The following is a 13,742-nucleotide window of genomic DNA, read 5'->3' as shown; positions in this document are numbered from 1 at the left end:
ATTGAAGGTGGCAGAGACGTAATTAAGCCATTGTGAATTCCACCATGAGGAATGAAATCAGGCCCTGAATGAAGATTTTTGAAAAGCTAAACCAATGAAGAAGGCTGTGTACACAGCCTTCTTTATTTTAAACTACTTATGATACCACATTGGGTAAAATAACACGAAACTCGCTTCCAAGGCCCGGTTCACTTTTTACTTCAATATGTCCCCCATGGCGTTCTACAAGTTCCTTGCACAGAATCAGGCCCAGACCGGTGCCGGGCTCCAAATTGGTTCCCTTGGTGTTGTGCCGGGCATCGATAAAGAAAAGGGAATCCAGTTTTTCCCTTGCAATGCCAATTCCGTTATCTTCAACACCAATAACACAGTGGTTGCCCTCCGGAATAAGCGTGAGAAGAATTTTTCCACCCGGGTAGGTGAATTTTATGGCATTGGTCAACAGGTTACGGAGCACCGTACGGATCATATTGACATCAAGGTAGGCATTGATGTCAGGCAAATGATTGCTGGTGATTTCAATGTTTTTTCGGGCGGCCTGATCCCTGAACAGATCAATGGTATCGGTGATCAGGGTTCTTACCTCAATGCGTTCAGGCTGAAAGGGCATGGTGCCAGTTTGTGAGCGCGCCCACTGTAAAAGGTTCTCCAATAATTCATGGGCCTGGCAAGAAGAACCCCGGATCTTTCTGACCGATTGTTCCAAATGTTTCTGGTCTTTGCCCTGCAAATCCCTAAGAAGCAGATCTGTTATACCGTTGATGTAATTAAAGGGGTTGCGCAAATCATGTGCAATAATGGAGAAAAACTTATCCTTCGAGGCATTGAGGTCATTGAGTTCCCTGTTTTTCTGCATGATCTCAGCCTTTTGTTTTTCGATTTGAAGGGTACGCTCACTGACTTTCTCTTCCAGTATTTTTTTGTCCTTCTGATACTGGTATTCCCTTCGCTTAAAAATGAAGAAGATCAACAAAGCCGTTAGAAAAAAATAGGCAATAAAAGCTCCCGGGCTTCTCCACCACGGAGGAAGAACATGAATTTGCAATATAGCAGGATCCTCACTCCACAACCCATCGTTGTTGGAGCCTTTAATGCGGAGCGTATATTTCCCAGGCGCCAGATTTGAGAAAGCAATGGAGTTTCTATTGCCTGTTTCAATCCAGGAATCATCGATGCCTTCCAGTTGGTACATAAACTGGTTTTTCTGTGGGTTAGTATACTCCAAGGCTGCAAATTCCACGGTAAATGAATATTCATTGGGTTTGAGCAGGATTTTGTTATGCATCCCTTTATTGAGAGATTCACGCTGACCGTTAACAATTCGGTAGACTGATGTGATAACGACCGAAGGTAAATATGGATTTGAGGTCAGGGAGTCAGGAAAGAAAGAATTTAATCCATTCATGCCACCAAAAAACAGTTCTCCGTCCTGGCTGAGGAAAGCGGCACCCAGATTAAATTCGGAACTTTGTAGACCATCCTCTTCCGTAAAGGCGCGAAATGTATTTGAGATGGGGTCAAAAGTGCAAAGACCATTGCTGGTGGCAAACCAAATATTTTTGCTTTTATCCTCAATAATATTGTAAATCAAATTTCCAGGTATCCCGTGTTCTTGTGAGAAGAAAGTAAAAGTGCTATCTTTTTTTGAAAAGCGGTTCACAAAAAAAGTTGTTCCGATCCAAATATTCCCCTCCTGGTCTTCGCAGAGTGCAGTAACAAAGTTGTCTGAAATGGAATTAGCGGAATTGCTCTGTTGCCTTTTGTGCGTAATATGCGATGTTTCAGGGTTCAGGATATCGAGGCCTTGTGTAGTGGCAATCCAAATTAGTCCCTCCCGGTCCTCTATGACATTGTAAATCAGGTTGCTGCTTAAACCTGCTTCGACATGGTATCTTCTATAAGGCAAATCTCCGGGTGGTTTCATAAAAAGACCATTCTGTGTTGCGATCCAGAAATTGTTTCGGCGGTCTTGAATAATTTTGAAAATTCTCAGGCCTGAAAGATCGGGCATTCCTGGATTTCTCCCGTATCGATGAGGCCTGATAAAAGAATGCGTTTCCTCCTGGTAAACGAGAATACCATCCCTTGTCCCAATCCAAACATTCTTTGCGGAGTCTTCAAAAATGACATGTACAAAATCGTTGGGAATAAAGTGTTTTCCAGTCTTGCTGGAAGAAAAATGCTCTACCTGGCCACTGCTCGGGTCGTAAATGTTAAGACCCTGCCCCCAGTTCCCAATCCATAACAGGCCATTCTGATCCTGGTATATGGAGGCGATGACATTATCTGCCAGATTTACCGAACTGGGAGAATCAGTTTTTCTGAAAAGCTTAAATTTCTGTTCCTTCAGGTCAGTCTTGTTTACGCCTGCTAGAGTACCAACCCATAAATTTTCTGATCGGTCGATCATCAAGGAAAGGATGATGTTGTGTAAAAGCTCACTGTTTGCGTAGTGAAAAGGGGTGATGTGAAAATTTTCCTTTTCATCAGCTCTTAGCAGGGAAAGTCCGCCCCCTTCTGTAGCAACCCAAATGTTGCCCTTCTTGTCCCCAATTATTGATCGAATAAAGCTCTGTCCCGGGAGATTAAGTTTGGGGTCTCCTGATGGATAGATAATAAGGCTGTTATCTTGAGGATTAAAGCGGTTAAGTCCGGACGGAGTACCAATCCAGAATTGTCCCAAGGGATCTTGCCAGAGGGCTGTAATATGATTATCTGTCAAACCTGCACTGAAAAGTGTAGGCATGATTTGCTCATCAAAACGTTTTGAATCGCTGCTAAACCTGGCTAAACCTCTTGTAGAACTAATCCATATATCTCCACTTGCATCTTCCAGCAAGGGGTAGCAATAGTCTTTTATACTACCATCATATTCCAAGGGGGACAGAAAGTGTTCAAAAGTTAATTTTTTTGGATCGCAGATGGTTAGTACCGGGGGTGTATTGATGAGAATCCGGCCATCCTTGGCACATTTGACGTCGTAAACATAACGAGTGATATCAATTGGGTAAGGCGTTTCGTAATTTATTTGCTCGAATCTATTTTCTTTTTTAATATATCTGTTCAGCCCTCCTTTTGTGGCAATCCAGAGGTTCCCTTCCAAGTCCTCCGTAATAGCATAAATCCATCTGTTTGAAATGGATGTAGTGTCATTAGGGTTATAAGGCAGAATCTCGAAGTTATATCCATCGAAACGGTTAAGACCATTCTGTGTTCCCAGCCAGATATAGCCACTGGAATCCTGAAAAATGCAGATGACTACCGATTGCGAAAGCCCATCAGCAATGGAATAACCTGAAAAGTTATATTGTTTCGCCTGGCTACTTAGAATAGTAAACCATAGAAGAATCGCGCAACTAATTCTTATTTTCATGGTTTCAGGAAATGCCGGGGATATCACAAAAATTAGGTCCGGTATTTCTTTGCTAAAGTTAAGAAAATAGCTGATTTAAAATACATTAAACCTCTAAAAAGGAGTTAAAATAACATAGAGGGAGGCTTCTCCAACTGGAACCGGTAAGGCCAGCCTGAGTGTTCGCCTGCATAATCTACTCCTATACGGGGCCCAATCAGGATGCGGTATTGTTCTTGGGAGAGATTGTGATTTTCAATCCAGATGGTATCGCCAGAGAGCGAGACTTTATCGTGGCGGGTAGAGATGCCCAGGGCCTTTGTTAATTTCCCGGGGCCATTCAGGATCTGTAGTTTTTCAAAAGGTTTGCCGGTGCGATGCGACATTAGTTCCAGACCGGCAATAGGCTCAATGCCCCTGATCAGGATGGCGTGTGGGATGCCTTCTATGTTGGTAATTAAATTAAACAGGTGGTGCATCCCATAGCAAAGGTACACGTAAGCCACACCGCCTTTCATATACATCGTTTCGGTTCTGTTGGTTCGGCGTCCCCCGAAGGCGTGGGAGGCGCGGTCCATTTCCCCTGCATAGGCCTCGGTTTCCACGATGATTCCTCCTGTGACCCCATGTCCTTCGATGTTGGTCATCAATGCCTTGCCCAGCAGGTCGCGAGCCAGGAAAACCACATCGGATTGCAGATAGTATTCGGGGGGAAGCTTTTTCATGGAAATGAAAAATGAAAAGTGAAAAATAAAGAATAAAGTGGGTTATTTTACTTTGATATCGAGCATTTTTTTGTCTTCAAGATAGGCTTCGAGTCGATCGCCGGGCTGCACAGGGCCTACCCCTGAAGGGGTTCCAGTAAATAGCAGGTCGCCCATTTTGAGGGTAGAGAATTTGGACACGTATGAAATCAGCTGGTTGAAGTTAAAGATCATATCGGATGAGCGGCCCTGTTGCACCAGCTCGCCGTTCTTCTTCAGGCTGAAGGAAATATCAGAAGGGCTCTCAAGGCTTGCCAAGGGTATAAATTTGCTGACGGGCCCTGAGCCATCGAAGGACTTTGCCATCTCCCAGGGAAGGCCTTTCTCACGGCACTTCCTCTGAATATCACGGGCAGTGAAATCGATCCCGATCCCAATCTCCTGGTAATAGGTATGGGCAAAACGCTCCCGGATGTGCTTCCCCAGCTTTGAAATACTCAGCACCAGCTCCACCTCATAATGCACCTCGTTTGAAAAATCTGGAACAAAGAAAGGCAGCCCAGCACGAATCAGGGCAGTTTCAGGCTTCATGAAAAAGACAGGCTCCTCGGGCACAGGGTTGTTCAGCTCGGCCAGGTGGGCGTGATAATTCATTCCAATACAAATGATCTTCATGGTTTTTTTGATTACACGAATTTTTACGGATTACACAGATTGTGCATGGTGCATGGGGCATAGGGCATCGTGGATGGGGCATGGGGTAAAATCCGCTGGTAAGCGGATCCGCCAGTAGTCTGACAGGCGAAGCTCTGAAACCCGAAACCTGGAACCTTAAACCCCAAACCTTAACCTTTAAAAATAAACTGCCCCTGGCTTCTACCACGCATATAAATGGCGGTGATAACATTTTTAGTGGAGAGGGGGAAGTCTGCATTCATCATCCAGTCGTAATACTGGGGTTCTTTTTTGAAGACTTCCTCCACTTCGCGGCCTTTGTTCTTGCCGAAGTTAAAGATCTCCTTGCCCTGGCGGTTGATGCCGATATGTCCCACCAGGTCGGCGTGCTGGTGGTTGTATGAAAACTGGTAAAGAGCGTCCACGTCATTTTGAATGGGCTGACTGGTTTTGCCATCGCGGTCGGTATATTCTACATCCTTGTAATGGTCGAGCTGGGCTTCAAGGATCTCGAAGGTAGCCCTGGTATCGGCAGCTGCCTCGTGGGCGTCGACGAGTTCCTGTCCGCAATAAAATTTATAGGCGGCCTTAAGGGTGCGGGGTTCCATTTTGTGGAAGATGTTCTGCACATCAATAAGGCGGCGCTTCTTCAAATCGAAGTTGATGCCGCAGCGCAGGAACTCCTCGATGAGCATCGGGACATCAAATTTATTGCTGTTGTAACCTGCCAGGTCACAGTTGGCCAGGAATTTCTCAAGCGTGGGTGCCAGTTGTGCAAAAGTAGGGGCATCGGCCACGTCTTCATTGCGGATGCCGTGAATGGCGGTAGTCTCAGGCGGAATGGGGCGGCCGGGATTGATTAACTTGCTGAAGTTTTCGGCGGTTCCATCGGGGTTCACCTTATAAATAGCAATCTCTACGATGCGGTCGGCCACCACGTTTACGCCAGTGGTTTCCAGGTCAAAAAAGGCCAAAGGGCGGGTAAGGTTGAGTTTCATTGGTTCAGTTCAGGGTTATTGTTATTTGCGAAAGTAAGGAAAATATGGGAAAAGAAGTGTTGTCGGGTTGTCGTGGTTGTCATTGTTGTCCTAAGAAAGGCAGAATTGGTTCCGCTGGGCAAAAAACAGTTTTGCCGGCAGGTGTTGCTGCCGGAGAAAAAGAACGCGATGGAAGTAGTTTAAGGATTAGGCGCCCAGTGTTTTGAGGGCTTCGTATACAAGGAAAGCCGGCCAAACTAGCGCCTTCAGGAATCCAAGGAGGCCCATCCAGAACCCCGTGGCCGTGGATATGTAATAAATAACGGCGCCAATGAAACCAAGGCCGTATACTGCACTTGCTGAACCGCTTCCGTGATCGTTTTTCATGGTTTGATGTAAATAAAGGATGAATGGATTTAAAGGAGTTGTAAATCTAAGACTTTTTCTTTAAATATGTCACAAACCTTTCAACAAGAATGGTTATGAGGCCGATCTGCAGTCCAAAGGGAAGGTAGCCAGCATAGCCAAGGATTGGCATTTCAAAGACCTGGAAACGGTGAACCAGTGGAATAGAATAGTGCCACTGGGTAAAGCTGTGAAAATTCCAAAGCTCCCAGAAAAATCCGCAAATGATTGCGGCCAGGGCAAGCGAGAAGATGTCTCTCCAGTTGCCGGAGGGGAGCCCCTCAAAGAGCTCGATGTTCCCGCCTAAGGCCATGGTAGCCCCGAGGATGGCTGTGGGCGCCAACCAGAGCAGGGGATAGAGGTAATCTGGCTCGAGGTTGATGGCCATTAAACCAATCACCCCGGCCAGGAAAAAGAACCATGCCACTGCGCCCGGTTTAGAAGTTTTGAATGGAATAAACTGATCCAGGCCTGCTGTAAGGCGTGGAAAGGTGTTGATCAGGTTGCGGGTGCTGATCACAGCGGGAAGCACAGTCGAGAAAGGGAAAGTGGCATACCAGAAGAATTGCCACTTACTTAAATCACCGGTATTCACATAAAACCAGTTCTCGACCATCAGGTTGAGGTATTCGAAATACCACCAAAATACGGCGCTGAAAACAAACAGGGCCACCAGGGTAGCAGGTTTGTGGGTGATCAGCGACCAGCCACTGCGCCGGTAGGTCAGGGCATTGACAAGCAGGATATACCCCAGCCAGGGGGGCGTGAAGGTGTAAGTCTGAAAGTTTTCAAACCAGGGAACTCTTGTCCAGGCCATCAGCCAGCCCAGCAGCAGGATGGCCAGCCCCAGCCATCCCCACCAGGGGAGGGGATGTTTTTTACGGGAAATGGGAATAAAACTTTCCTGGGCCCGGAGGATTCTGACAATAAAGGGCAGCATAAACATCAGGATCAAAGCCAGGAGGACAAAAAAGGCAATCCAGGAAAAGGGAGCTTTTTCAATGGTGACTTCTGTGGTCATAGGCGGGAAGACCAGCATCTTATTAAGTGGTATATCAGCCAGGTATGCCCCAAGCAGAGGGGCACCCAGAAGACCAAGGATTGCCAGCAGGAAGGAAGTATACCGCATAGCCGGAGTGTTTTTGCTTTCTTTCAAAGTTCAGGCGAATTTCAGAGAATTCAAAAGAAAACTTCGCAAAAATAAGGCTGTGATTGTCTTCTCTGGCGTTCAATCAGCTGGAAATCACACAATATTTTGAAAAAACTGTTTAAGTTTTCCTTAGGTTCTAATGAAATTAAAAGCCTTAGGGATTGTCCCGAACCACTTAGGAAAAACTTCTTTTTCGCACCTCCCCAAAACAACCTCTCAAAAACTCATCTTTGCTTGTTTCGACCCAGAGTTCAGACGTAGTTCAGACGTAGTTAACACGTAGTTCAGACGTAGTTCAAACGTGCACGCACGTTTAAACTACGTTTTAAATACGTTTAAATTACGTGTTAACAACGGTTTAGGGAATATTCAGAAAAGTCATGGAAAACGGGGATATACAACCCAAATTAAGTTGATTTTAAACCTGGCAGGTTGAAAGCTAAAGGTTCAAATAGAAACAGGACAAAAAACAAAGAGGCTGCCTTGTAAATTGGAGGCAGCCTCTTTCGAAAAATAGTCCTTCCGGATTATATATTCTGGCTGGTATCGAATTTCTCGAGGTAATCGGCCACGCGCTTGAGGAACATGCTTCCCAGGGCGCCATCCACCACGCGGTGGTCGCACGAGAGGGAGAGCATCATCATATGGCGGATGCCGATGGAATCGCCCTGCGGGCTTTCGATCACCACAGGCTTCTTCTGGATGATCCCGACGCCGAGGATGGCCACCTGCGGCTGGTTGATGATGGGGGTTCCGCCAATGGCGCCAAAGGTGCCGAAGTTGGTCAGCGTGAAGGTGCCTCCCTGGATCTCATCGGGCTTGAGTTGGCTGGCGCGGGCGCGGTTAGCCAGGTCGTTTACTTCCTTGGTCAGGCCCAGCAGGCTCTTGTGGTCGGCATTCTTGATGACGGGCACAATCAGGTTACCATCGGGGGTAGCGGCTGCCATGCCGATGTTCACATTTTTGCGAACGATGATCTTATCTCCTTCGGTGGAAATGTTCACCATGGGATAGTCGCGCAGGGCCTTGGCAATGGCTTCAATGAAAATGGGGGTGAAGGTGAGCTTTTCGCCTTCGCGCTTTTCGAGGATGCCTTTTTGCTTGTTGCGCCAGTTGACGATGTTGGTCATATCGGCCTCGGCAAAGAGGGTAATGTGAACAGAGGTATCTTCCGACATGACCATATGGTCGGCAATGAGTTTGCGCATCCGGCTCATTTCAACCACCTGGTCGCTTTCTCCAATGGCAATGGACGGAGCCTTGGGCTTCTGGGTGGCGGGGGCCGCAGCAGGGGCCTGGGCCTTTGGTGCAGAAGCGGCAGGTTTGGTTTCACCGGCTTCCCGCTTCTTCAGGTAATCCATGACATCCTGGCGGGTCAGGCGGTTCTGATGGCCGCTTCCGGAGATGCTTTCCAGTTCTTCCAGCGAAATATTTTCTTCTTTGGCAATGGTACGAACCAGGGGAGAGTAGAAGCGACCGCTGCTATCCCTGCTTTTCAGGCTTTCACCCTCAGGGGCCTCTTTTTTCTCTTCTGTCACAGGCAAATCTTCTTTGGCAGCAGCCTGGGGTTTCTCTTCTTTCTTTTCTTCGGCAGGGGCTTTTTCTTCAGCACCTTCTCCACCGGTTTCAATGATGGCAATGACAGTTTCAACTTCCACCACATCGCCTTCATTAAACAACTGCTCTTTCAGCACGCCTTCCACAGGGCTTGGGATTTCAGAATCTACCTTATCGGTAGCGATCTCAAGGATGGCCTCATCCAGTTCAATGGTATCGCCGACATTTTTCATCCACTTGGTGATGGTAGCCTCTGTAATACTCTCGCCCAATTTGGGCATCTTCAATTCAAACTTTGCCATTAATTATGTTGTATTTTGGGTTTTTCAAAAGTAAAATCTCAGGAAAATAAACACTAAGTTACGAAATATTTACATTGGCCAGATAGCGAGGCCATCAGAAATATCGTTAACCCGGGTTTGGTTATTCATTTTTTAAACACATGAAAAAGCAAAAGGTTTAAAAAAGTCCAATGGCTCAGGTGCGTCCCAGGTTGCGCCAGCCATTCAAAAAGATGTTCAGGTCGTTCTCTATCCTGTATTCTTTGGCATAGAGATTGTTCAGGTTATTTAGGGTTTCCTCGTCCAGCGCCTGATTCCTGATCATATCGCCGGGGAAAAGTACTCCTTTTTTGATCCTAGGAAGATTAGCGGTTTTGGGTAAGGGGTGGTAACCAATCCAGGATTTTCTTCCGAGGCTTACGCTAAAAACATTGCGGATCATCCCCAAAGGGTTCCTGACAAGGAAAAGGGTGAGGGGAAGGCTCAAAAAGACCAGACCAGATGCAATCAGGTCGAACAGCCTTTTGTTTCTCCGGTTGGCAGGTTTGTTTACTGCATTGATGTTGATGGTAAACAACTCTTCAAAAGTTTCAATGCTGTTGCTTCCGATGATATAAAGGCTTTCAGGTGGGGCGATCTTAAAATTGACTTTTTGGTTGCTCAGCGAGGCCATAAGGTCAATGATGGCTTGTGAACTCATGTCAGCGGCACAGAAAATGATCTCATCAATAGCATAAATGCCAATGATCTCATTGATCTGTGCAATAGTGCCCACGTATCCTCCTTCTCTTGGTTTCGCTTTTTGGAGGGAAACCAGTCCAATGAAGGCGCTGTTGCCTGCTTGCCTGATCATGTGCACAATGCGGGCGGCTTCTTTCCCATCACCTACAATGATAATACGCTTGTTCTGGCTTGATTCCACATGCAAGCCTTGCTTGCGAACAAGAGAAAGTATTGTTCTGGACAGCAGGATGGAGAATAGCGCCCAGGCTCCCCCCAGGAGGATAAGTGCCCTTGAAAACCTCAGGCTGATGGGCAGGAGGGCATAGATAACCAGGATAATCACTGTGCCCATTCCTATGCCCCGGATGATACGGAAAATCTTTATGGGTCTATCGTATCCGCCGCTGAAATAAACGGTGAATAACCAAATGAGGATATAGGCCGGAACGATGAATTGCATAAACTCGGGCGGGTAATGGGGCCCATTGAAGACTTGTTCCTCCCAGCTGGTTTTGATGAAATAGAAACCGGCATAAATGATCAGGGCATCGAGCAGGGGCCAGAAGATCTTTTTCAGGAAACGGTTGATGATGGCTACCCCTGCCCTGAAATACACGGCCAGGTTGATGAGGGTGGAAAACAGCCGGGCGTTTTGGCGCGAGAAATGCTTGCGCGCAAAAATGATCATGGCATTGTAAAACACGATCACATAGTTGACACTGCTTTTCTTTGTGCTCTCACCTTTATAGTGAATGATGCGGGTACCTGGAAAATAATAGTTCTTGTAGCCCGCCTTGGTGATTCGATAGGAAAGATCGATGTCTTCCCCATACATGAAGAAGTCCTCGTCGAGGTAACCGGTTTTCTCCAGGGCTTCTTTGCGCAGCATCATAAAAGCGCCTGAGAGGACATCCACCACTTGCGTATCATTGGGATCCAGATAGCCCATGTGGTATCTGCCAAACGTTTTTGATTTTGGGAATAGCTTTGCCAGACCAAATATCTTATAGAAAGCCACCTCAGGGGTGGGGAGGCCCCGTTTGGATTCGGGGAGAAAGCGTCCCTGTCCATCAAGCATTTTGACTCCTAAGCCACCGGCATCGGGATGTTCGTCCATAAACCTTACCACCTTGCTGAGGGTATCATCCTCTACCACCGTATCGGGATTAAGCAGCAGCACATATCTGCCCTTTGCCAGCCGGATGGCCTGGTTGTTTGCCTTGCTGAACCCCATATTCTCATGGTTGGCAATCAGTTGAACCTCAGGATATTTCTCGCGGATCATTTCTTGGGAGCCATCCACCGAGTTATTGTCAACAACGAAAACCTCCATCAGCAGGCCTTTTCCCGAGCGGAATACCGACTTGAGGCATTGATCGAGAAAATACTGGACGTTGTAATTGACGATTACTACGGTTAAATCCATTCAGGCTTCTTATTTGACGTTTTCATAAGGGGTCCGGTTGACGATAGACCTGCCCAGGGTGACCTCGTCGGCATATTCCAGTTCATCGCCTATTGCAATACCCCGGGCAATGACTGAAACCTTTACATCAAAGGGCTTAATCTTTCTGAAAATATAGAAGTTGGTGGTATCGCCTTCCATGGTAGTGCTCAGGGCCAGAATCACCTCCCTGAGTGAATCCTGGTTTTGTTCGATCCTGTTTACCAGGCTTTCGATATTCAGGTCACCAGGTCCAATACCATCCATAGGCGAGATAATTCCCCCCAAGACATGATATAAGCCGTGATACTGGGCAGTGTTTTCAATGGCGATGACATCGCGCAGGTCTTCCACCACACAGATCAATGACTGGTCGCGGTGGGGCGACCTGCAGATTTCGCAAAGGTCCTGATCGGAGATGTTATGACATTGTGAGCAATAAACCACTTCGCTGCGCAATCGGGTCATGGCTTCAGAGAAACGGATTACGGTTTCTTCATCCTGCCTGAGGAGGTAAAGAACCAAACGCAATGCGGTTTTTCGCCCTATACCGGGCAGGCGGGAGAATTCTTCAACAGCGGCCTGAAGTAATTTGGAGGAGAAAGTTTCCAAAACGTATAAGATTGTTCAGCAACGGCCAAAGTTAATATAAAAACTACTGCTTTTAGCCTTGAGAACAACAAGAAAGGCAATGTTTTTTTTAGTTTAGGATGATTTCTTCAATTCAATAAAAAAGGTGGCGCCTTTATGTTCTTTGCTTTCAAAATACAATCTGCCCTTGTGGAGTTCAACAATCTGTTTTGTGATATACATACCTAACCCATGGGTCTTTTCGCCTTTCAGGCCAAACCGTTTTGCGCGTGTAAACTTTTCAAACAGGTAGTTATGTAATTCCTTGGGTATTCCGATGCCTGTATCAGAAACCCGGATAAGCACCTTTTCGCCCTGGTCTGAAAGAGCTACCGTAACAGTACCTTTTTCATTTGTGAATTTCAGGGCATTGCTGATGAGGTTTTCCATTACCCGGCTAAACTTCTTAATGTTTAAATCAGCATACAATGCCTTATCTGGAATATCTTTGTATAACCTGATTCCTTTTTCATTAGCATCCGATTCAAATTGCTCCAGTACCTCGGGAATGAGATCATTTAAACATACTTTTTGTGTGGTTAGAGAGAAGTTCTGGGACTCCATCTCTGCTACTTCAAGCAATTCTTCCATGATTTCTAAAGCAGCCTGGGAGGAACGCTTGATTAAGTCAATGTAAAACAGATTTTCCGAATCCTTTTTCTTTTGCTCAAGCATATTGCAAAGGCTTAGGATGCCGCTGATGGGATTTCTCAGGTCGTGAGCCACAGTAGCCATGATCCGGTCTTTGCTGTTGTTGAGGGTAATCAGTTTTTCCTCGTAACGTTTTTGGGCAGAAATGTCAGAGAGCACCCCTTCAAGTCTTGAAGGAAGTCCCCCTTTGCCTATGACATGCCAAGCTTTAAAGTGAACAAATTTCTCCTCGCCGCTCCTGGTTCTTATTTTGAAATCGGAGGAAAAAAAGCCCTCTTTTAAAACTCCTTGAATTTCCCCACGAACTCTTTCCAGCTCATCTATAGAAATCAGTTTTGAAATAATATTGTTATCCTTGTAAAAGGAATTGGGGCCATACCCGGTAATTTCCAAGACCGGATCACTAACAAAAATGGGTTTAAAAGGGTTCAACTCAGCGGTCCATACAACATGGTCAATGGTTTTCAAAATGCTGTCCAGCCGGTCTCGTTCTTCCTGTAAATTCTGCTCGGCTTCTTTTTGAGCGGTAATATCCAATCCAACAGATTGAAATTCCTGCAACTCACCAAATTCATCATAGATTGGAATATCGGTCCACTTTTGCCAGGATTTCTTTTTTTCAACAGTCAGTACTTCGTGCTCATAAGCAAAAATCTTTCCTGTTTTCCCAACCATATCCAGTTGGTCAATCAACAAGGGCCAATCTTTTTCTGGGATAAAATCCAACCAGCGCCGCCCAATTAGTTTTTCTTCGGGCTGGTTAAAAAATCTGCAATATGCCTGGTTAACAAAGGTAAGGGTGGTATCGGGCAGGAACCGGCAGATCATTTCCTGCTGGGCGTTGATGATAGCCTCGAGGAAATCATTCTTCTGCTTAATCCTTTTTGTAGTACTTATACCCATGGAAGGTCGATAGAAATAAGAATTAAATAGGTGACAGGCTAAATTTGTTTGATGAGGTCAAATTTGGACAAATATAGAATAATTTGTTTTAATATTCCAAATAATGGTTCGAGAATCTTACATATTTTTGCTGGAATTTAAATCAGCAATTATATGACACCTGGCATTATCCTGATTTCCTTCCTGATATATACTGCACTGATTTTTTTAGTCTCACGTTTTACGCTCAGGAAAGTAAATAACGAAAGTTATTATCTTGGGAACCGGAACTCCCCATGGTATGTCGTGGC

The 13,742-nt window shown here is 46.0% G+C and carries 10 protein-coding genes; all 10 read right to left on the bottom strand.

Annotation, left to right across the window (positions count from 1 at the left end):
• Positions 1–136 precede the first annotated feature (136 nt).
• Positions 137–3,373 (bottom strand): two-component regulator propeller domain-containing protein, encoded by a 3,237-nt coding sequence (locus tag V2I46_13040; GenBank protein MEE4178424.1) that lies wholly within the window; start codon positions 3,371–3,373, stop codon positions 137–139.
• Between the two features lie 104 nt (positions 3,374–3,477).
• Positions 3,478–4,077, bottom strand: a complete 600-nt coding sequence (locus V2I46_13035; protein MEE4178423.1) for a DNA-3-methyladenine glycosylase — start codon at positions 4,075–4,077, stop codon at positions 3,478–3,480.
• Positions 4,078–4,119: 42 nt separating this feature from the next.
• Complete coding sequence (locus V2I46_13030) at positions 4,120–4,731, bottom strand: fumarylacetoacetate hydrolase family protein (GenBank protein MEE4178422.1); 612 nt, start codon at positions 4,729–4,731, stop codon at positions 4,120–4,122.
• 170 nt (positions 4,732–4,901) lie between these two features.
• The gene (locus V2I46_13025) at positions 4,902–5,729 is read right to left on the bottom strand and encodes a 3'-5' exonuclease (protein MEE4178421.1); all 828 of its coding nucleotides are present in this window, start codon (positions 5,727–5,729) and stop codon (positions 4,902–4,904) included.
• Between the two features lie 186 nt (positions 5,730–5,915).
• On the bottom strand, positions 5,916–6,095 hold the full coding sequence (locus tag V2I46_13020) for a hypothetical protein (protein MEE4178420.1): 180 nt from the start codon (positions 6,093–6,095) through the stop codon (positions 5,916–5,918).
• Positions 6,096–6,141: 46 nt separating this feature from the next.
• Positions 6,142–7,242: a hypothetical protein gene (locus V2I46_13015; GenBank protein MEE4178419.1), complete on the bottom strand. Its 1,101-nt coding sequence runs from the start codon at positions 7,240–7,242 to the stop codon at positions 6,142–6,144.
• Positions 7,243–7,790: 548 nt separating this feature from the next.
• Positions 7,791–9,122 carry a dihydrolipoamide acetyltransferase family protein gene (locus V2I46_13010; GenBank protein ID MEE4178418.1) on the bottom strand — a complete coding sequence of 444 codons (1,332 nt, stop codon included), beginning with the start codon at positions 9,120–9,122 and terminating at the stop codon, positions 7,791–7,793.
• A gap of 175 nt (positions 9,123–9,297) precedes the next feature.
• Positions 9,298–11,250 (bottom strand): glycosyltransferase, encoded by a 1,953-nt coding sequence (locus V2I46_13005; GenBank protein ID MEE4178417.1) that lies wholly within the window; start codon positions 11,248–11,250, stop codon positions 9,298–9,300.
• Positions 11,251–11,259: 9 nt separating this feature from the next.
• Positions 11,260–11,880, bottom strand: a complete 621-nt coding sequence (recR, locus tag V2I46_13000) for a recombination mediator RecR (protein ID MEE4178416.1) — start codon at positions 11,878–11,880, stop codon at positions 11,260–11,262.
• 93 nt (positions 11,881–11,973) lie between these two features.
• Positions 11,974–13,452 carry a PAS domain-containing sensor histidine kinase gene (locus tag V2I46_12995; GenBank protein ID MEE4178415.1) on the bottom strand — a complete coding sequence of 493 codons (1,479 nt, stop codon included), beginning with the start codon at positions 13,450–13,452 and terminating at the stop codon, positions 11,974–11,976.
• Positions 13,453–13,742 lie beyond the last annotated feature (290 nt).

Origin of the sequence: Bacteroides sp. (assembly GCA_036351255.1) — a bacterium.
GTDB lineage: Bacteria > Bacteroidota > Bacteroidia > Bacteroidales > UBA7960 > UBA7960.
Note: the sequence above shows the minus strand (reverse complement) of the source record. Positions and strands in the feature narration are given on the sequence as shown.

Excerpts from the sequence above, each read along its gene's own strand:
- V2I46_13015 (MEE4178419.1), bottom strand. The coding sequence starts at position 7,242 with ATGCGGTATACTTCCTTCCTGCTGGCAATCCTTGGTCTTCTGGGTGCC.
- V2I46_12995 (MEE4178415.1), bottom strand. The coding sequence starts at position 13,452 with ATGGGTATAAGTACTACAAAAAGGATTAAGCAGAAGAATGATTTCCTC.
- V2I46_13040 (MEE4178424.1), bottom strand. The coding sequence starts at position 3,373 with ATGAAAATAAGAATTAGTTGCGCGATTCTTCTATGGTTTACTATTCTA.
- V2I46_13035 (MEE4178423.1), bottom strand. The coding sequence starts at position 4,077 with ATGAAAAAGCTTCCCCCCGAATACTATCTGCAATCCGATGTGGTTTTC.
- V2I46_13005 (MEE4178417.1), bottom strand. The coding sequence starts at position 11,250 with ATGGATTTAACCGTAGTAATCGTCAATTACAACGTCCAGTATTTTCTC.
- V2I46_13030 (MEE4178422.1), bottom strand. The coding sequence starts at position 4,731 with ATGAAGATCATTTGTATTGGAATGAATTATCACGCCCACCTGGCCGAG.
- V2I46_13020 (MEE4178420.1), bottom strand. The coding sequence starts at position 6,095 with ATGAAAAACGATCACGGAAGCGGTTCAGCAAGTGCAGTATACGGCCTT.
- V2I46_13010 (MEE4178418.1), bottom strand. The coding sequence starts at position 9,122 with ATGGCAAAGTTTGAATTGAAGATGCCCAAATTGGGCGAGAGTATTACA.
- V2I46_13025 (MEE4178421.1), bottom strand. The coding sequence starts at position 5,729 with ATGAAACTCAACCTTACCCGCCCTTTGGCCTTTTTTGACCTGGAAACC.